The organism is Pseudomonas sp. ASL4, assembly GCF_056680395.1.
On the sequence record NZ_CM155280.1, the window covers coordinates 257,373 to 275,756 of the forward strand.

16 protein-coding genes are annotated in these 18,384 nt (G+C 60.1%); 10 read left to right on the forward strand and 6 right to left on the reverse strand.

The window, feature by feature from the left end:
- Window positions 1-68: 68 nt before the first annotated feature.
- From AC1MEW_RS01075 to rpmE, 3 genes are all read right to left on the reverse strand, one after another.
- Window positions 69-1,337: a malic enzyme-like NAD(P)-binding protein gene (locus tag AC1MEW_RS01075; protein WP_010464435.1), complete on the reverse strand. Its 1,269-nt coding sequence runs from the start codon at window positions 1,335-1,337 to the stop codon at window positions 69-71.
- Window positions 1,338-1,517: 180 nt separating this feature from the next.
- Window positions 1,518-2,321, reverse strand: coding sequence for a thermonuclease family protein (locus AC1MEW_RS01080; RefSeq protein WP_480425200.1), 804 nt, complete (start codon window positions 2,319-2,321; stop codon window positions 1,518-1,520).
- Window positions 2,322-2,335: 14 nt separating this feature from the next.
- The gene (gene rpmE / locus AC1MEW_RS01085) at window positions 2,336-2,566 is read right to left on the reverse strand and encodes a 50S ribosomal protein L31 (protein WP_008080648.1); all 231 of its coding nucleotides are present in this window, start codon (window positions 2,564-2,566) and stop codon (window positions 2,336-2,338) included.
- 291 nt (window positions 2,567-2,857) lie between these two features.
- Between rpmE and AC1MEW_RS01090 the strand changes: the two genes are divergently transcribed.
- From AC1MEW_RS01090 to AC1MEW_RS01135, 10 genes are all read left to right on the forward strand, one after another.
- Complete coding sequence (locus tag AC1MEW_RS01090) at window positions 2,858-5,077, forward strand: primosomal protein N' (RefSeq protein WP_201199934.1); 2,220 nt, start codon at window positions 2,858-2,860, stop codon at window positions 5,075-5,077.
- 238 nt (window positions 5,078-5,315) lie between these two features.
- Entirely contained in the window at window positions 5,316-7,052 is a 1,737-nt protein-coding gene (gene argS, locus AC1MEW_RS01095; RefSeq protein WP_322270297.1) for an arginine--tRNA ligase, read from the forward strand.
- Between the two features lies 1 nt (window position 7,053).
- Window positions 7,054-7,761, forward strand: a complete 708-nt coding sequence (locus AC1MEW_RS01100; RefSeq protein WP_201199932.1) for an SPOR domain-containing protein — start codon at window positions 7,054-7,056, stop codon at window positions 7,759-7,761.
- Between the two features lie 287 nt (window positions 7,762-8,048).
- On the forward strand, window positions 8,049-8,579 hold the full coding sequence (gene hslV, locus AC1MEW_RS01105; RefSeq protein WP_007899242.1) for an ATP-dependent protease subunit HslV: 531 nt from the start codon (window positions 8,049-8,051) through the stop codon (window positions 8,577-8,579).
- Between the two features lie 54 nt (window positions 8,580-8,633).
- Window positions 8,634-9,974, forward strand: coding sequence for an ATP-dependent protease ATPase subunit HslU (hslU, locus tag AC1MEW_RS01110; RefSeq protein WP_201199930.1), 1,341 nt, complete (start codon window positions 8,634-8,636; stop codon window positions 9,972-9,974).
- Between the two features lie 206 nt (window positions 9,975-10,180).
- The gene (locus tag AC1MEW_RS01115) at window positions 10,181-10,561 is read left to right on the forward strand and encodes a gamma-butyrobetaine hydroxylase family protein (protein WP_201199928.1); all 381 of its coding nucleotides are present in this window, start codon (window positions 10,181-10,183) and stop codon (window positions 10,559-10,561) included.
- 525 nt (window positions 10,562-11,086) lie between these two features.
- Window positions 11,087-12,766, forward strand: coding sequence for a class II poly(R)-hydroxyalkanoic acid synthase (gene phaC, locus AC1MEW_RS01120; RefSeq protein WP_201199926.1), 1,680 nt, complete (start codon window positions 11,087-11,089; stop codon window positions 12,764-12,766).
- A 151-nt stretch (window positions 12,767-12,917) separates the two neighbouring features.
- A complete protein-coding gene (phaZ, locus tag AC1MEW_RS01125) occupies window positions 12,918-13,772 on the forward strand; it encodes a poly(3-hydroxyalkanoate) depolymerase (protein ID WP_201199924.1) in 855 nt (284 codons plus the stop codon).
- 130 nt (window positions 13,773-13,902) lie between these two features.
- The gene (gene phaC / locus AC1MEW_RS01130; protein WP_201199922.1) at window positions 13,903-15,585 is read left to right on the forward strand and encodes a class II poly(R)-hydroxyalkanoic acid synthase; all 1,683 of its coding nucleotides are present in this window, start codon (window positions 13,903-13,905) and stop codon (window positions 15,583-15,585) included.
- A gap of 59 nt (window positions 15,586-15,644) precedes the next feature.
- Entirely contained in the window at window positions 15,645-16,265 is a 621-nt protein-coding gene (locus AC1MEW_RS01135) for a TetR/AcrR family transcriptional regulator (protein ID WP_123511112.1), read from the forward strand.
- Window positions 16,266-16,441: 176 nt separating this feature from the next.
- Here the strand turns inward: AC1MEW_RS01135 and AC1MEW_RS01140 are convergent, their stop codons facing one another.
- The 3 genes from AC1MEW_RS01140 to AC1MEW_RS01150 all read right to left on the reverse strand — a co-directional run bounded on the left by AC1MEW_RS01140 (window position 16,442) and on the right by AC1MEW_RS01150 (window position 18,268).
- Entirely contained in the window at window positions 16,442-17,311 is an 870-nt protein-coding gene (locus tag AC1MEW_RS01140) for a phasin family protein (protein WP_322270296.1), read from the reverse strand.
- A gap of 10 nt (window positions 17,312-17,321) precedes the next feature.
- Entirely contained in the window at window positions 17,322-17,744 is a 423-nt protein-coding gene (locus AC1MEW_RS01145; RefSeq protein WP_201199917.1) for a phasin family protein, read from the reverse strand.
- Window positions 17,745-17,992: 248 nt separating this feature from the next.
- Window positions 17,993-18,268 carry a polyhydroxyalkanoic acid system family protein gene (locus tag AC1MEW_RS01150; protein WP_201199914.1) on the reverse strand — a complete coding sequence of 92 codons (276 nt, stop codon included), beginning with the start codon at window positions 18,266-18,268 and terminating at the stop codon, window positions 17,993-17,995.
- Between the last annotated feature and the right edge of the window lie 116 nt (window positions 18,269-18,384).

The following is an 18,384-nucleotide window of genomic DNA, read 5'->3' on the forward strand; positions in this document are numbered from 1 at the left end:
AATCCACAGGCATAAAAAAGCCCCGACTCAATAAGAGCCGGGGCTTTCGGTTGAAGCGTTACAACAGCTTAGCCGTTGAACACGTCATCCACGCTTTTCAGCGGGTAGTTCTTCGGATACGGCAGGGTTGCTACGCCGGTCTCGATGGCGGCCTTGGCCACGGCATCGGAGATCACGGTGATCAGACGGGCATCCATTGGTTTCGGGATGATGTACTCACGACCGAATTCCAGTTTGATGCCGCCGTAGGCGTCGCACACTTCCTGAGGAACCGGCAGCTTGGCCAGTTCACGCAGGGCGTTGGCCGCAGCCACTTTCATTTCTTCGTTGATGCGCTTGGCGCGAACGTCCAAGGCACCGCGGAAGATGAACGGGAAGCCCAGTACGTTGTTGACCTGGTTCGGGTAGTCCGAACGACCGGTCGCCATGATCACGTCGTCACGGGTGGCGTGAGCCAGTTCCGGGGCGATTTCCGGATCAGGATTGGAGCACGCGAACACGATCGGGTTGGCCGCCATGGACTTCAGGCCTTCAGCGCTCAACAGGTTCGGGCCAGACAGGCCAACGAACACGTCAGCACCGGTCAGGGCATCAGCCAGGGTGCGCTTGTCGGTCGCGTGAGCGAAGACAGCTTTGTACTGGTTCAGGTCGTCACGGCCGGAGTGGATCACGCCGGTACGGTCAACCATGAAGATGTTTTCGATGTTGGCGCCCATGCTCACCAGCAATTTCATGCAGGAGATAGCGGCCGCACCAGCGCCCAGGCAGACGATCTTGGCGTCAGCGAGGGTTTTGCCAGCGATTTCCAGGGCGTTGATCATGCCGGCAGCGGTAACGATCGCGGTGCCGTGCTGGTCATCGTGGAATACCGGAATGTCGCACTGCTCGATCAGAGCACGTTCGATCTCAAAGCACTCAGGTGCCTTGATGTCTTCCAGGTTGATGCCACCGAAGGTGATGGAGATACGCTTGACGGTGTCGATGAAGGCTTGCGGGCTTTCGGAGTCGACTTCGATGTCGAAAACGTCGATGCCGGCGAAGCGCTTGAACAACACGCCTTTACCTTCCATCACTGGCTTGGAAGCCAATGGGCCGAGGTTACCCAGGCCGAGAATCGCGGTGCCATCGGAAATGACTGCAACCAGGTTGCCCTTGCCGGTGTATTTGTAGGCCAGTTCAGGATCGCGGGCGATTTCGCGTACTGGTTCGGCTACGCCGGGGCTGTAGGCCAGCGACAGGTCGCGAGCGGTAGCGGTGGCCTTGGTGAGCTCGACACTCAGCTTCCCTGGACGAGGATGGGCGTGATATTCGAGAGCGGCAGTTTTCAAATCAGACATGTGGGCATTCCGCTTTTTACTGTTGGACAGACGGACCGCCGAGGATACGCGTGTCGCAAAGTCCCTACAAGACTGACCAGTCACCCCTGTCAAGCGCCCTGCCCTACGACTTTGGGCCAAGAGCCACGGAACACAAGGGCTTTACTGTTCACAATCCCGATTAACAATGTCTACAATTTTTTATCGCGGGGTGGTTTGAAGCATCGACGGATCGCCAAGCGGCAGCAGCCAGCGCGCTTGGCCACCCTCAAGGCCGCCTCGGCGGGAACGGTCCAGCACCCAGCCTCGGGCTTCGATCTGCTTGCCTTTGAGCCGTTCAAGCGCGGCGACATCGAACTGCCCGAGCAGATTGGGTGCAACGCGCAATACAACCGAATCCTGCAACTCGATCCAAACCCCGCCGCGATTGCGTTGAACCTTGCTCACACGACCACTGAGCACGGCGAAACCGGACGCGCGGATCTGCTCCGCTTTCAGTACAGGCGACTGTCGCCACAGACCAAGACCAGCCTGTCGGGCCGCGCGCTCCGCCGCTTGTTGGCACGCCACCAAATCAACATTCGGCGCCACGGCCACCTGAAAACCGAGGCCTTCGGCGAGCATTTGCGCTTCGAGATTGGCGCCGTCAGCACCGTAGACGTGAGCCAAGGTGCGGCCGTAGCGATCCTTGGCCTCTTTACCGGGCAGCAAACCCACTTGGTCATTGCTGGCAGCAACCAGCGCTTCAAGGCGTTTGCGTGCCGCCACGGCGAACGGTTCGTCGGTGCGGCCTTGGCGCCCCAGTTCCGGAGTATTCAAGCCGATCATCCGCACACTGCGGCCATCGCTCAGGCGCAGGGTGTCGCCGTCCACCACTCGCTGCACGGCGACAGACGTCAAACCGCTCGGCGCCGGGCAGAAGGCCTGGGCGCCGGAAAGCCAAATTGCGGACACAAAAAAGGCGCCCGCAAGGGACGCCTTTTTCAACAGCAGGGAAAAGCCCATCGGGCTCTTCAGCCTTACTCTGCAGCAGCTGGAGCTTTCTTGCCGAAAGCACCGAAGCGGTCTGCGAAGCGCTGTACACGGCCGCCAGTATCCAGAGTCTTCTGCTTACCGGTGTAGAACGGGTGGCACTCGTTGCATACGTCAGTACCCAGTGGCTTGCACAGGTTCGAACGAGTTTCGAACTTGTTGCCGCAGCTGCAAGTTACTTCGATGGTTTCGTATGCTGGATGGATATCGGCTTTCATGGTGTATTCCTCAGGCTAGCGTGCCGCCACTCAACACTATTGTTGAATACCGCACGTAATTAGGCCGCGGATTCTACCAGACCTTTGCAATCACGCAAGCTGTCCCTTCTACCGACCGTCTGCTAGGCTCCCGGCACTTAACACCATCCCTGTGGGAGCGGGCTTGCTCGCGAAGAGGGCGTGTCAGTCAGCATTTACGTTGTCTGACGCAACGCTTTCGCGAGCAAGCCCGCTCCCACAAGTTATGCGCACAGCCATTCAATTATTGCCCGTCCAAAGAGAATCCCCCGCGTGCCCGACGCCATTTTGCGCCTTGCCCTGCCTTCGCCGCTGCGCCGCCTGTTCGATTACCGTGCCCCGGCCGGAGTCCTGCGCGCCCAGTTGCAGCCGGGCATGCGCCTGCGAGTGCCGTTTGGCCGGCGGGAGATGATCGGGATTCTGGTGGAGGTCACCGACACCAGCGAAGTGCCGGTCGAAAAGCTTAAACCGGCCCTGGCCCTGCTCGATGCCACGCCGCCGCTGCCACCCGCGCTATTCAAGCTTTGCCTGTGGACGTCCCAGTATTACCAGCACAGCCTCGGAGATACCTTGAGCTGGGCGTTGCCGGTGCTGTTGCGCCAGGGTGAACTGGCGGAAGCACGCCAGGAGCGCTTCTGGTCTGCCGCCCCCGGCGCCAGCCTCGATGATCCGCGCATCGCCCGCGCCCCGCGCCAGCGTGATGCCCTGGCGACGCTGGCTCAACACCCGCACGGCGTGGCTCATCAGTTGCTGAGCAAACTGATGTTGAGCAAGGACAGCCTCGATCTGTTGCTGGCCAAAGACCTGGTGCAAGTGGAAATCCGCAAGCACGCCCCCGGCGCCCGTCATGAACATTGGCTGGCCCAGCCGGAGCTGCCGCTCAACCCGGAACAACGCGCCGCCTACGAGGCGATCCGTGCCGGGTTCGACAGTTATCACGCGTTTCTGCTGGCTGGCGTCACCGGCAGCGGCAAGACCGAAGTCTATTTGCAACTGATCCGCGAAACCCTTGAGGCCGGCAAGCAAGCGCTGGTGCTGATCCCGGAGATCAACCTCGGTCCGCAAACCCTGGCGCGCTTCGAGCAGCGCTTCAACGCCCGGATCGCGCTGATCCACTCGGCGGTCAATGATCGCGAGCGCCTGGAAGCCTGGCTCGCCGCCCGGGACGGCGATGCCGACATTATTATCGGCACCCGTTCGGCGCTGTTCACGCCGATGAAAAATCCCGGCCTGATCATCATCGACGAAGAGCACGACGGCTCTTATAAACAGCAGGAAGGCTTGCGCTACCACGCCCGCGACCTGGCCTTGGTCCGCGCCCGGCAGGAAAACATCCCGATTGTCCTCGGCTCCGCCACGCCTTCGCTGGAAAGCCTGCACAACGCCTACACCGGCCGCTACGGCCTCCTACGCCTGAATGAGCGGGCTGGCGGCGCCAAGCAGCCACGCTTCCTGCGTCTGGATGTGAAAAGTCGCCCGCTCGATAGCGGGATTTCCGGGCCGATGCAGCAGGCCATCGGCCAGACCTTGGCCGCCGGCCAGCAAGTATTGGTTTTCCTCAACCGCCGCGGCTTTGCGCCGACCTTGCTCTGCCACGATTGCGGCTGGATGTCCGAGTGCCAACGCTGCGATGCGCGGATGACCGTGCACCAGCGCTCCGGCGAACTGCGTTGCCACCATTGCGGCTACGTTGAACGCGTGCCCCGGCACTGTCCGAAATGCGGCAAGGTCGATTTGCGGCCCGTCGGCGCGGGCACCGAGCGCGCCGAAGAACGCTTGGCGATTCTGTTTCCGGACGTGCCGGTGTTGCGGGTTGATCGGGACAGCACCTCGCGCAAGGACGCGATGAATCAGCTATTCGCAACCATTCAAAAAGGCCAGCCGTGCATTTTGGTCGGCACGCAAATGCTTGCCAAAGGGCACCATTTCCCTCGGGTGACGCTGGTGTCGATTCTCGATGCCGACGGCGGGCTGTTCTCCGGCGACTTCCGCGCCAGCGAGCGCATGGCGCAGTTGATCGTTCAGGTCGCTGGCCGTGCGGGGCGGGCTGAAGAGCCGGGCAGAGTCATCATCCAGACCCACCTCGCGGACCATCCGCTGCTGGTACAACTGACCGAACAGGGTTATTTCGCCTTTGCCGAACAGGCCCTGAGCGAGCGTCGCGCTGCTGGTTTGCCGCCGTTTGCGCACCTCGCGCTGCTGCGGGCCGAGGCGCACAAACCGGGGCAGGCCGAAGGCTTTCTCGATGAGGCGTGCAGCGAGGCGGAACGATTGCTGGCCGAGCAGAATCTGAGCGGTATCGAATTGCTCGGGCCGGTGCCGGCACCGATGGAGCGTCGGGCCGGGCGTTATCGGGCGCAGCTGTTGTTACAGGCTACGGCCCGGGCGCCGTTGCATCGGTTGCTCAGCAGTTGGTTGCTGGCGCTGGAGCAGATGCCGAGTGGGCGGGCGGTGCGCTGGTCTTTGGATGTTGATCCCGTCGATTTGTATTGATTGATCGATCGCCATCGCGAGCAAGCTCGCTCCCACAGGAGGGTGTGGTGGGCCAACAATGCATGAACACCGCTGATCCACTGTGGGAGCGAGCTTGCTCGCGATGGCGGTGGATTTGTCACCACATATCCATAACCTGCCCGCTATAGTTGGCAAGCACGCTTGGGCCACGGATAATGCCCAGTTTTTCCACTAGCGCATCGAAGCGCCGCCGCGCTTGCGGTCGAAAGAGAACACCATGAAAGACACCATTCGCCTGCTGATCCAACAAGCCATCACCCAACTCGTCAACGAAGGTGTGTTGCCTGAAGGCCTGTCGCCGGCGATCCAGGTGGAAAACTCCCGCGACAAGAAGAACGGCGACTTCGCCAGCAACATCGCGATGATGTTGGCCAAACCGGCGGGCATGAAGCCGCGCGACCTGGCAGAAAAAATCATCGCCGCGCTGCCGGCTGACGAAAACGTCACCAAGACCGAAATCGCCGGCCCGGGCTTCCTGAATTTCTTCCAGAACACCCAGGCCTTGGCCGCGCGCCTCGACGCGGCGCTGGCTGACAAGAACGTCGGCGTGCGCAAGGCCGGCCCGGTGCAGCGCACCGTGGTTGACCTGTCGGCGCCAAACCTGGCCAAAGAGATGCACGTCGGCCACTTGCGCTCGACCATCATCGGCGACGGCGTGGCGCGGGTGCTGGAGTTCCTCGGCGACACCGTGATCCGTCAGAACCACGTCGGCGACTGGGGCACCCAGTTCGGCATGCTGATGGCGTACCTGCAAGAGAACCCGATCACCAGCGACGAGCTGTCGGACCTGGAAAACTTCTACCGTGCGGCCAAGCAACGCTTCGACGAATCCGAAGAGTTTGCTGATCGCGCCCGTGGTCTGGTGGTGAAATTGCAGGCCGGCGACGCCGAGTGCCTGGCGCTCTGGTCGCGCTTCCGCGATATCTCGTTGTCCCACTGCCAGGCGATCTACGAACAACTGAACGTCAAACTGACCATGGCTGACGTAATGGGCGAAAGTGCCTACAACGACGACCTGATCAACGTGGTCAACGACCTCAAGGCTGCCGGTCTGCTGGTCGAGAGCAACGGTGCCCAGTGCGTGTTCCTTGACGAATTCAAGAACGCCGACGGCGACCCGCTGCCGGTGATCATCGTCAAGGCTGACGGCGGCTACCTCTACGCCACCACCGACCTGGCAGCCGTGCGTTATCGCAGCGGCAAACTGAAGGCTGATCGTGCGTTGTACTTCGTCGACCAGCGTCAGGCCCTGCACTTCCAGCAGGTGTTCCAGGTCGCGCGCCTCGCCGGTTTCGTGACGCACCCGATGGACATGGAACACATGGGCTTCGGCACCATGAACGGCGCCGATGGCCGTCCGTTCAAGACCCGTGATGGCGGCACCGTGAAGCTGGTCGATCTGCTGACCGAAGCCAAGGACCGCGCCTACACCCTGGTGAAAGAGAAGAACCCGGAGCTGGCCGAAGACGAGTTGCGTAACATCGCCAAGGTCGTGGGCATTGGCGCAGTGAAATACGCCGACCTGTCCAAGCACCGCACCAGCGACTACAGCTTCAACTTCGACCTGATGCTGAACTTCGAAGGCAACACCGCGCCGTACCTGCTGTACGCCTACACCCGCGTGGCCGGCGTGTTCCGCAAGCTCGGCAAGGACTTCAGCGAAGTCGAAGGCCAGATCGTTCTCGAAGCACCGCACGAACATGAACTGGCGGCCAAACTGGCGCAGTTCGGCGAAGTGCTGAACAACGTTTCCGACAAAGGGACGCCGCACATTTTGTGCACCTACCTGTACGATGTCGCCGGCCTGTTCTCCAGCTTCTACGAGAACTGCCCGATCCTCAGCGCCGATACCCCGGTGCAAATGCAGAGCCGTCTGCGCCTCGCCGCGCTGACCGGTCGCACACTCAAGCAAGGCCTGGAACTCTTGGGTCTGGAAACTCTGGAGCGTATGTAAGTTGGCTGCCAAGAAAAAACCTGCACCCAAGCGTGGCGCCAGTCGTTACACCGCTCCTGCAAAGAAACCGATCCCGGGCTGGCTGTGGATGGCCATCGGCCTGACCGTCGGCGCGTTTATCGTGTTTCTGATGAAACTGGAGCCTGGCAAGGGCAGCGAAAGCGTCAAGCGCGAGAAGATCGAGCAGCAGAAAGCCACCAAGATCGCCGAGGCCAACAAGACTCCGCCGAGCCCGACGCAACCGGTGAAGCCGAAGTACGACTTCTATACCTTGCTGCCGGAATCGGAAGTGATCGTGCCGCCGGACGCGGTGCCGGAGAAAACCCTGCCGACACCACAAGTGCCGACGGTGCCGACCACGCCGGTCACGCCAGAACAAGCGGCGAAGATCGACACCGCGCGGGCACAGGCTGCGCTGTCCGGAATTACCCCGCCACCAGCGCCACCGGTTTCCAAAGCGGCGCCAGTGACCAAGTTCTTCTTGCAGGCCGGTTCGTTCCGCAAAGAGGCTGATGCCGACAAGGTTCGCGCGCAGATCATCTTGCTCGGTCAGGCAGTGGCGGTTGAATCCGGCACGGTGAAGGACGAAACCTGGTATCGGGTTTTGGTCGGGCCGTTCAGCAACCGTGAACAACTGACCACGGCCCAGAAACAACTGGCTGGCAGCGGGTTCAGCAATCTGTTGTTACAACAACGCCAGAGCCGCTGATCCAGCAGAAACAACCTGCTTTGTGGCGAGTGAGCTTGCTCCCGTCCGGCTGCGAAGCAGTCGTAATCAGGCCACTGCGGTCTATCTGACATACCGCAGTGGCTGGATTTGGGAGTGCTGCGCACTCCAGCGGGAGCAAGCTCCCTCGCCACAGGGATTCACCTGCACTCTTCCTCGCAGATGACACACCGCTCGTCCCCCGCCTCGTCCTACAGTTGAAAAACGCTCCACCACCCCCATATGAGTTTGCATAAGGCATTTTCGCCCCGCTGCGTGGAGACTCTCCCTTGACCACCATCGTTTCAGTTCGCCGCCACGGCAAAGTCGTCATGGGCGGCGACGGCCAGGTTTCTCTCGGCAATACCGTGATGAAAGGCAACGCGAAGAAAGTTCGCCGCCTGTACCACGGTCAGGTCATCGCCGGTTTTGCCGGGGCTACCGCTGACGCCTTCACCCTGTTCGAGCGTTTTGAAGGCCAGCTCGAGAAACATCAGGGTCACCTGGTTCGCGCCGCCGTCGAACTCGCCAAAGAATGGCGCACCGACCGTTCCCTCAGCCGCCTCGAAGCCATGCTCGCCGTCGCCAACAAAGACGCCTCGCTGATCATCACCGGCAACGGTGACGTCGTTGAACCCGAAGAAGGCCTGATCGCCATGGGTTCCGGTGGCGGTTACGCCCAGGCCGCCGCGAGTGCCCTGCTGAAGAAAACCGATTTGTCGGCCCGGGAAATCGTCGAAACCGCGCTCGGCATCGCCGGCGACATCTGTGTATTCACCAACCACACCTTCACCATTGAGGAGCAGGACCTCGCCGAGTAAGCCTGTTTCGGCCTAGCGCCACGGCTCGCTTTTGCTAGAGGACCGCCAATTACTATGTCCATGACTCCCCGTGAAATCGTCCACGAACTCAATCGCCATATCATCGGCCAGGACGATGCCAAGCGCGCCGTCGCCATCGCGCTGCGTAACCGCTGGCGCCGGATGCAACTGCCGGAAGAGCTGCGCGTTGAAGTAACGCCAAAGAACATCCTGATGATCGGCCCGACCGGTGTCGGTAAAACCGAGATCGCCCGTCGCCTGGCCAAACTGGCCAACGCGCCGTTCATCAAGGTCGAAGCGACCAAGTTCACCGAAGTCGGCTATGTCGGTCGCGATGTTGAATCGATCATTCGTGACCTCGCCGACGCCGCCATCAAGCTGCTGCGCGAACAGGAAATGACCAAGGTTCGCCACCGCGCCGAAGACGCCGCTGAAGAGCGCATCCTCGACGCCCTGCTGCCGCCGGCACGCATGGGTTTCCACAACGACGACGCCGCACCTTCGGCTGATTCCAACACCCGCCAGCTGTTCCGCAAGCGTCTGCGTGAAGGCCAGCTGGATGACAAAGAGATCGAAATCGAAGTCGCCGAAGTGGCCGGCGTCGATATCTCTGCGCCACCGGGCATGGAAGAAATGACCAACCAGTTGCAGAGCCTGTTCGCCAACATGGGCAAGGGCAAAAAGAAAAGCCGCAAGCTCAAGGTCAAGGAAGCGCTGAAACTGGTGCGTGACGAAGAAGCCGGTCGCCTGGTCAACGATGAAGAGTTGAAGGCCAAGGCGCTGGAAGCGGTCGAGCAGCACGGTATCGTGTTCATCGACGAAATCGACAAGGTCGCCAAGCGCGGCAATTCCGGCGGCATCGACGTGTCTCGCGAAGGCGTGCAGCGTGACTTGCTGCCGCTGATCGAAGGCTGCACCGTCAACACCAAACTGGGCATGGTCAAGACCGACCACATCCTGTTCATCGCTTCCGGTGCGTTCCACCTGAGCAAGCCGAGCGATCTGGTGCCTGAGTTGCAAGGTCGCCTGCCGATTCGCGTCGAGCTGAAAGCGCTGACCCCGGAAGACTTCGAGCGCATTCTCAGCGAGCCGCACGCGTCGCTGACCGAGCAATACTGCGCCCTGCTGAAAACCGAAGGCCTGACCATCGAGTTCCAGCCGGACGGGATCAAGCGCATCGCCGAGATCGCCTGGCAGGTCAACGAGAAGACCGAGAACATCGGTGCCCGCCGCCTGCACACGCTGCTTGAGCGTCTGCTGGAAGAGGTGTCGTTCAGCGCCGGTGATCTGGCCAGCGCCCACGACGACAAGGTGATCCTGATCGACGCCGAGTACGTCAACAGCCACCTCGGCGAATTGGCACAGAACGAAGACCTGTCCCGTTATATCCTGTAGGTCACCTACTGTGTGAGCGGGCTTCTGTGGCGAGGGAGCTTGCTCCCGCTGGGTCGCGAAGCGGCCCCAAAATCGGCGAACGCGATTTATCAGCAAGACCGCATTCGCCGGATTTACGACTGCTGCGCAGCCGAGCGGGAGCAAGCTCCCTCGCCACAGGATCACCCGCCGACACAGGGCCTTCATCAAGACGGACGACCGGCCCCATGACGACCCAACTCCCCACCGACATCAAACTGCACAAAGCCTCGAAAACCCTGTCGCTGAAATACGCGTCCGGCGAGGAATATCACCTGCCCGCCGAGTTCCTTCGCGTGCACTCTCCTTCCGCCGAGGTCCAGGGCCACGGCAAACCTATCCTGCAATTTGGCAAGATCGGCGTAGGTCTTTCCAAGGTAGAACCGGCCGGTCAGTACGCACTGAAATTGACCTTCGATGACGGCCACGACAGCGGCCTGTTCACTTGGGAATATCTCTACCAGTTGGGCGTGCGCCAAGAGGACCTCTGGAACGATTATCTTGCCGAGCTCAAAGCCGCCGGCAAAACCCGCGATCCAAGCCAGTCCATCGTCAAGCTAATGCTCTAGATCAGGCTTTTTGCTCTTTAGAGGGCATTTTCTAATTTCATCTGTTTGAATGCTCTGCCGTCAGGCTGAGGATTGGGCCTGTCATCCATTATTTCCTGCGCGCGTTGTCGCCTGAAAGCGGGCCAGGCAAGGCGCAGGCCGCTGGGAATGGCTGTTCCCTTTCCAAGGCTTGCAACGCAGCCTGGCCCGCTTTCAGGCACAACCCGGAGGGCCGGGCCTGCTGTGCCGCAGGGCTGCGTTGCTCGGAGCTTATTTGGAATGACCAAACTACGCTCCTCGCGCCTTGCCCTGCGGCACAGCAGACCCGGCGCGGCGCAGGAAATAATGGATGACAGGCCCCAGCCTGCTTGCGAAAAAAATTAAACTCGGGTAACCAATGGAGCTGGCAAGTTCCCTGCAGTGCTCGTTGTACTAAAAAAGCAGCGATGCAGAATTAACGGTCACCCGAGCAGCAGTACCTGGTATTGGTTGTGTGACTACACGGCTGAGCTCAGGTACTCGTCTCAGGACAATGGAGCGTCGTAGATGAGTAACAAGAACAACGATGACCTGAAGTATCAAGCCTCGGAAAACACCCTGGGGCTTAATCCAGTTGTTGGGCTGCGTGGAAAGGATCTACTGGCTTCTGCTCGAATGGTGCTCAGGCAGGCCATCAAACAACCGATTCACAGTGTCAAGCATGTCGCTCATTTCAGTCTCGAACTCAAGAATGTGTTGTTCGGTAAATCCGAGCTGCAACCGCCAGGCGAAGACCGTCGCTTTGCCGATCCGGCCTGGAGCCAGAACCCGCTCTATAAACGTTATTTGCAAACTTACCTGGCGTGGCGCAAGGAACTCCATGCCTGGATCGACGACAGCAGCCTGTCGCCCAAAGACGTCGCTCGCGGTCATTTCGTGATCAACCTCATGACCGAAGCCATGGCCCCGACCAACAGTGCGGCCAACCCTGCGGCGGTCAAACGCTTCTTCGAAACCGGCGGCAAGAGCCTGCTCGACGGCCTCTCCCACCTGGCCAAGGACATCGTCCATAACGGCGGCATGCCGAGCCAGGTCAACATGGGTGCGTTCGAAGTCGGCAAGTCGCTTGGCGTGACCGAAGGCGCGGTGGTGTTTCGCAACGACGTGCTGGAGCTGATCCAGTACCGGCCGAGCACCGAGCAGGTGTACGAGCGCCCACTGCTGGTGGTGCCGCCGCAGATCAACAAGTTCTACGTATTCGACCTGAGCCCGGACAAGAGCCTGGCGCGCTTCTGCCTGCGCAACAACGTGCAGACGTTCATTGTCAGCTGGCGCAACCCGACCAAGGAACAGCGCGAGTGGGGCCTTTCGACTTATATCGAAGCGCTCAAGGAAGCGGTCGATGTGGTCACCGCGATCACCGGCAGCAAAGACGTGAACATGCTCGGCGCCTGCTCCGGCGGCATCACCTGCACCGCCCTGCTGGGCCACTACGCGGCGATCGGCGAGAAGAAGGTCAACGCCCTGACCTTGCTGGTGAGCGTGCTGGATACCACCCTGGACAGCGACGTGGCCCTGTTCGTCGACGAACAGACCCTCGAAGCCGCCAAGCGCCATTCCTACCAGGCCGGTGTGCTGGAAGGCCGCGACATGGCGAAAGTCTTCGCCTGGATGCGCCCCAACGACCTGATCTGGAATTACTGGGTCAACAACTACCTGTTGGGCAACGAGCCGCCGGTATTCGACATCCTGTTCTGGAACAACGACACCACACGGTTGCCGGCCGCGTTCCACGGTGACCTGATCGAGATGTTCAAAAGTAATCCACTGATCCGCCCCAACGCACTGGAAGTGTGCGGCACGCCGATCGACCTCAAGCAAGTCACGGCCGACATCTTTTCCCTGGCCGGCACCAACGACCACATCACGCCGTGGAAGTCTTGCTACAAGTCGGCGCAACTGTTCGGCGGCAATGTTGAATTCGTGCTGTCCAGCAGCGGCCACATCCAGAGCATCCTGAACCCGCCGGGCAACCCGAAATCGCGCTACATGACCAGCATCGATATGCCGGTGAAAGCCGAGGACTGGCAAGAGAACTCCACCAAGCACACCGATTCCTGGTGGCTGCACTGGCAGGCGTGGCAGGCTCAGCGCTCGGGCAAATTGAAGAAATCCCCGACCACACTGGGCAACAAAACCTACACCGCCGGCGAAGCTGCGCCGGGCACTTACGTACATGAGCGGTAACTGACACACCTCGCGCCACTGTAGGAGCTGCCGAAGGCTGCGATCTTTTGATCTTGATTCTCTTAAACCAAAATCAAAAGATCGCAGCCTTCGGCAGCTCCTACAGGGGATCGAGGATGAATTTTAGAAAGTGACCCACAGGGCCAGAAGCATGCCGCAACCGTTCATTTTTCGTACCGTCGACCTGGATGGCCAGACCCTCCGCACCGCGGTACGCCCCGGCAAGCCTCACTTGACGCCCTTGCTGATTTTCAACGGCATCGGCGCCAACCTTGAGCTGGTGTTTCCGTTCGTCGCGGCGCTGGACCCGGACCTGGAAGTCATCGCTTTCGACGTTCCCGGTGTCGGCGGCTCGTCGACGCCGAACCGGCCGTATCGCTTTCCGGGGCTGGCGAAGCTCACGGCACGGATGCTCGACTATCTCGACTACGGACAGGTCAACGTGATCGGCGTGTCCTGGGGCGGCGCCTTGGCGCAGCAGTTCGCCTACGACTATCCCGAGCGCTGCAAAAAACTAGTGCTGGCCGCCACGGCGGCCGGTACGGTGATGGTGCCCGGCAAGCCGAAAGTCCTGTGGATGATGGCCAGCCCCCGGCGCTACATCCAGCCGTCCCACGTGATTCGCATTGCGCCGATGATCTACGGCGGCTCGTTCCGCCGCGACCCGACGCTGGCCGCCAGTCACGCGGCGAAAGTGCGTTCGGCGGGCAAGCTCGGTTACTACTGGCAACTGTTTGCCGGCCTCGGCTGGACCAGCATTCACTGGCTGCACAAGATCCACCAGCCGACGCTGGTGCTGGCCGGCGACGACGATCCGCTGATCCCGCTGATCAACATGCGCATGCTCGCCTGGCGGATCCCCAACGCCCAGTTGCACATCATCGATGATGGGCATCTGTTCCTGATTACCCGGGCCGAAGCCGTGGCGCCGATCATCATGAAATTCCTCGAGGAAGAACGTCAGCGTGCGGTGATGCATCCGCACCCGACGCCATTGGGCGGCTAATCCGCCCCGACTTTTTGTTGATGGGAAAGGGATGGCAGGACGCCGTTCCGCGCAACAACCCGTAACAGCGTCTATGGTGATCTGGTTCGATGTGTTTGTTTTTGGCCTGAAGACGAAGGAGTGTTGACTCATGCGCGAAAAACCAGCGACGGGCTCGTTGCCCTCTCCCGCCGCCTTCATCAACGCACAAAGTGCGATTACCGGTCTGCGCGGCCGGGATCTGCTGTCGACCCTGCGCAGTGTGGCTGCCCACGGTTTGCGCAACCCGGTGCACAGCGCCCGGCATGCCTTGAAACTGGGCGGTCAGTTGGGCCGTGTGCTGCTGGGGGAAACCCTGCATCCGACCAACCCGCAGGACAGTCGCTTTGCCGACCCGGCGTGGAGCCTCAACCCGTTTTACCGGCGTAGTTTGCAGGCCTACCTGAGCTGGCAGAAACAGGTCAAAACCTGGATCGACGAGAGCAACATGAGCCCGGACGATCGCGCCCGCGCCCACTTTGCTTTTGCCCTGCTCAACGATGCCGTAGCGCCCTCCAATACCCTGCTCAATCCGCTGGCGATCAAGGAGATTTTCAACTCCGGCGGCAACAGCCTGGTGCGCGGAGTCAGTCACCTGATCGACGACTTCCTGCACAACGATGGCTTGCCCCGGCAAGTCACCAAGCAAGCCTTCGAGGTCGGTAAAACCGTCGCCACCACCACCGGTTCCGTGGTGTTTCGCAACGAGTTGCTGGAGCTGATCCAGTACAAGCCGATGAGCGAAAAACAGTATTCAAAACCGCTGCTGGTGGTGCCGCCGCAGATCAACAAGTACTACATTTTCGACCTGAGCCCGCACAACAGCTTCGTCCAGTTCGCCCTGAAGAACGGCCTGCAAACCTTCATGATCAGTTGGCGCAACCCGGATGTGCGTCACCGCGAGTGGGGGCTGTCGACCTACGTTGAGGCAGTGGAAGAAGCAATGAACGTCTGCCGGGCGATCACTGGCGCCCGCGAGGTCAACCTGATGGGCGCCTGCGCCGGCGGGCTGACGATTGCCGCGTTGCAAGGTCATCTTCAGGCCAAGCGACAACTGCGCCGAGTCTCCAGCGCAACCTATCTGGTGAGCTTGCTCGACAGCCAGATGGACAGCCCCGCCACCCTGTTCGCCGACGAACAGACCCTGGAAGCGGCCAAGCGTCGCTCCTATCAGAAGGGCGTGCTGGACGGTCGCGACATGGCCAAGGTCTTCGCCTGGATGCGCCCCAACGACTTGATCTGGAGCTACTTCGTCAACAACTACCTGCTGGGCAAGGAGCCGCCGGCGTTCGACATTCTCTACTGGAACAACGACAACACGCGCTTGCCCGCGGCGTTCCATGGCGACCTGCTGGACTTCTTCAAGCACAACCCACTGAGCCATCCGGGCGGTCTTGAGGTGTGTGGCACGCCAATCGACTTGCAGAAAGTCACGGTCGACAGTTTCAGCGTGGCCGGCATGAACGATCACATCACCCCGTGGGATGCGGTGTATCGCTCGACCCTGCTGCTGGGTGGCGAGCGACGCTTCGTGCTGTCCAACAGCGGCCATGTACAGAGCATCCTCAACCCGCCTTCCAACCCGAAAGCCAACTTTGTCGAAAGCCCGAAACTGAGCAGCGACCCGCGTGCCTGGTATTACGACGCCAAGCAAGTCAACGGCAGTTGGTGGACCCAATGGTTGAGCTGGATTCAGGAACGCTCCGGCGCGCAAAAAGAAACCCACATGGCCCTCGGCAACCAGAACTATCCACCGATGGAAGCCGCACCCGGCACTTACGTCCGCGTGCGCTGACGCTCAACGAACCACGGCCGACGCAGGCCGTGGCATGACTCGACCATTAAGAAGACTGGATGAAAACCCGCGACCGGATCCTCGAATGTGCTTTGCAGTTGTTCAACCAAAAGGGCGAACCGAACGTTTCCACCATGGAAGTTGCCAACGAAATGGGGATCAGCCCCGGCAACCTCTACTACCACTTCCACGGCAAGGAACCGCTGATTCTCGGGTTGTTCGAACGCTTCCAGAATGAGCTGGCACCGCTGCTCGATCCACCGTCCGATGTGGAACTGGGCCCCGAAGATTATTGGCTGTTCCTGCACCTGATCGTTGAGCGTCTGGCGCATTACCGGTTTCTGTTCCAGGACCTGTCGAACCTGGCTGGGCGCCTGCCGAAACTGGCCAAGGGCATCCGCAATTTGCTCAATGCGTTGAAGCGCACACTGGCGTCATTGCTGGCGCGGTTGAAGGCTCAGGGGCAGTTGGTCAGCGACACCCAGGCGTTGGGGCAACTGGTGGAGCAGATCACCATGACGTTGCTGTTTTCGCTGGACTATCAGCGGATTCTGGATCGCGAGGGCGAGGTGAGGTTGGTGGTGTACCAGATCATGATGCTGGTGGCGCCGCATCTGCTTCCGCCGATCAAGGCTGCGACAGAACAGCTAGCACTCCAATACCTGGAAGAACACGACTAACCCCCTGTGGGAGCGGGCTTGCTCGCGAATGCGGTGAGTCATTCAACATTGAAGGTGGCTGACACGACGCTTTCGCGAGCAAGACCGCTCCCACAGGGGATCTGCGGTGTTGATAGAACTGTGCATAAAAAAACGCCCGACCTTTGCAGGCCGGGCGTTTTCTTGAGCCCTGAAAATCAGGACTGACTGGTTGGCGTCGCTGGAGCTGGCGCGGCAGTCGGGGTAGCAGCCGGGGTCGGTGCGGCAACGGAGTTCGTTGTGCTGGCCGGGACTGCCGGTTTGGCGGCAGCCACTGCTGGTTTTGGTGCGGCGGCGGCTTTTGGAGCTGCCGGTTTTTTCACTGCGGGCTTCTTCGCTGCGGCAGGTTTTGCCGCTGGCTTGGCTGCAGGTTTCGCTGCTGCGGTTTTTGCTGCGGGCTTAGCCGCGGCAGGCTTCGCTGCTGGTTTAGCGGCGGCTTTGGCGGCGACCGGTTTGGCCGCTGGCTTGGCTGCTGCAGGTTTCGCTGCGGCAGTTTTGGCAGCAGGCTTCGCCGCTGGTTTGGCAGCCGGTTTAGCGGCAGCTTTAACCAGTGGCTTGGCAGCGCTTTTGGCAGCTGGTTTGGCCGCTGCGGTTTTCGCCGCAACAGGCGCAACCTTGGCACCTGTGAGCCGTTCGATTTGCTTGGTCAGGGTATCGACCTTGCTGTGCAGCGCCTTGACTTCGTTGCGGCTCGGAACACCAAGGCGCGAAATGGCGCTGTTCAGACGCTTGTCGAAAGCCCCTTCCAGCTCATCCCACTTGCCCAGTGCGCGATCTTTCACGCCGCTGATGCGCGACTTGGCCGACGAAGCAGTGTCCTTGGCGGCGTCGACTTTTTTGCCGACAGCGCTTTTGGTGAGCTTCTCGGCTTTCTCGCCGTCTTTAACCAATGTATCGAAGAGTTTGCTGCCGTCAGTGTCGATCTTCGAATACACGCCTAAACCAGCCAGCCAGATTTTGCGGGAGTAGTCTTCGACTTTCCCGATCCACGAGCTGCCTTCTTTTTCAGTATTCTTTTTACCAGCCATCCCGTTCTCCTTAAGATTTACGCGCGACACGTTCGAGCAATGCCGTCAGCTCATCGAGCTTAGCAGAGAGTGTCTCAACGTCATGTTTAGACGGAATGCCGATACGATTCAAGGCACTTGCGACACGCGAGTCAAAAGCCTTCTCGACCTTGTCGAGTTGAACCTCGACCTTGCCTTTGAAAGTGCTCACTTCACTCTTGGCTTCATCGATCTCGGCATTGGCCGCTTCGAGTTTTTCAGCAACGACCTTTTTGCCTTTCTTTTCAACAGTTTGACCAGCCTTGATCAACTCTTGAAAGTACTCGCTACCCTCGTGGCCAACCTTGGTGTAGGCACCCAGGCCTGCCAGCCAGATCTTGCGGGCATACGATCTGACGTCTTGCAGAGCGTTAGTCGATGCGTCGATTTTTTTCTTCAAAATAACTTTGGCCATGGTGCACCTCACGCGCAGAAGGTTTGAGGAACTGCCCGCGAAAGTGTCGGGCTCATGCACAAAGTAGGGAGAAAAATTAGAAACGGCACCCTAACAACTGACATAAAACCTTGGAGACACCACAAACAAATGTGGGAGCGAGCTTGCCCGCGATGAGGTCGTGCCAGTCGACATACATGTTGTCTGACATACCGCCATCGCGAGCAAGCTCGCTCCCACAGGGAATGCATTCGCAAATCGATTGCCGGTTAAGCCAACGCTTTATCGAGGGCCTTTTCAATTTCCGATTTGATGGTGCCGCTCATGGCCGACATCAACAGGCCCAGCTCGACATCGATCTTGATTGAATTTTCACCGACATACACCGCGCCTTTCACACCCGAACGCTTGAGGTTCAGGGTATCGCCGGACCACTGCGGCTCCAGGCCATATTGATCGGACAGTTTCTGCGCCAACAGATCGGCCTTCTCGCGCGCAGCTTCCTTGCCCAGGCCGTGGGCACGTTCAACACTAATTCGGGCCATCGAATGACTCCTGCTTTATGGATACTTTCCTGAAGCATCTTGACCGTCTGTGCGGCAAAACGTCCCGGTGGTTGCCTATCTTACCTTCAGCCTTGCCAAGACAAAGCAGGCCACCG

What these genes read in the sequence shown, in the direction of transcription:
- AC1MEW_RS01075 (WP_010464435.1), bottom strand. Translation starts at nt 1,337, where the DNA reads ATGTCTGATTTGAAAACTGCCGCTCTCGAATATCACGCCCATCCTCGT.
- AC1MEW_RS01080 (WP_480425200.1), bottom strand. Translation starts at nt 2,321, where the DNA reads ATGGGCTTTTCCCTGCTGTTGAAAAAGGCGTCCCTTGCGGGCGCCTTT.
- rpmE (WP_008080648.1), bottom strand. Translation starts at nt 2,566, where the DNA reads ATGAAAGCCGATATCCATCCAGCATACGAAACCATCGAAGTAACTTGC.
- argS (WP_322270297.1), top strand. Translation starts at nt 5,316, where the DNA reads ATGAAAGACACCATTCGCCTGCTGATCCAACAAGCCATCACCCAACTC.
- hslU (WP_201199930.1), top strand. Translation starts at nt 8,634, where the DNA reads ATGTCCATGACTCCCCGTGAAATCGTCCACGAACTCAATCGCCATATC.
- AC1MEW_RS01115 (WP_201199928.1), top strand. Translation starts at nt 10,181, where the DNA reads ATGACGACCCAACTCCCCACCGACATCAAACTGCACAAAGCCTCGAAA.
- phaC (WP_201199926.1), top strand. Translation starts at nt 11,087, where the DNA reads ATGAGTAACAAGAACAACGATGACCTGAAGTATCAAGCCTCGGAAAAC.
- phaZ (WP_201199924.1), top strand. Translation starts at nt 12,918, where the DNA reads ATGCCGCAACCGTTCATTTTTCGTACCGTCGACCTGGATGGCCAGACC.
- phaC (WP_201199922.1), top strand. Translation starts at nt 13,903, where the DNA reads ATGCGCGAAAAACCAGCGACGGGCTCGTTGCCCTCTCCCGCCGCCTTC.
- AC1MEW_RS01135 (WP_123511112.1), top strand. Translation starts at nt 15,645, where the DNA reads ATGAAAACCCGCGACCGGATCCTCGAATGTGCTTTGCAGTTGTTCAAC.
- AC1MEW_RS01140 (WP_322270296.1), bottom strand. Translation starts at nt 17,311, where the DNA reads ATGGCTGGTAAAAAGAATACTGAAAAAGAAGGCAGCTCGTGGATCGGG.
- AC1MEW_RS01145 (WP_201199917.1), bottom strand. Translation starts at nt 17,744, where the DNA reads ATGGCCAAAGTTATTTTGAAGAAAAAAATCGACGCATCGACTAACGCT.
- AC1MEW_RS01150 (WP_201199914.1), bottom strand. Translation starts at nt 18,268, where the DNA reads ATGGCCCGAATTAGTGTTGAACGTGCCCACGGCCTGGGCAAGGAAGCT.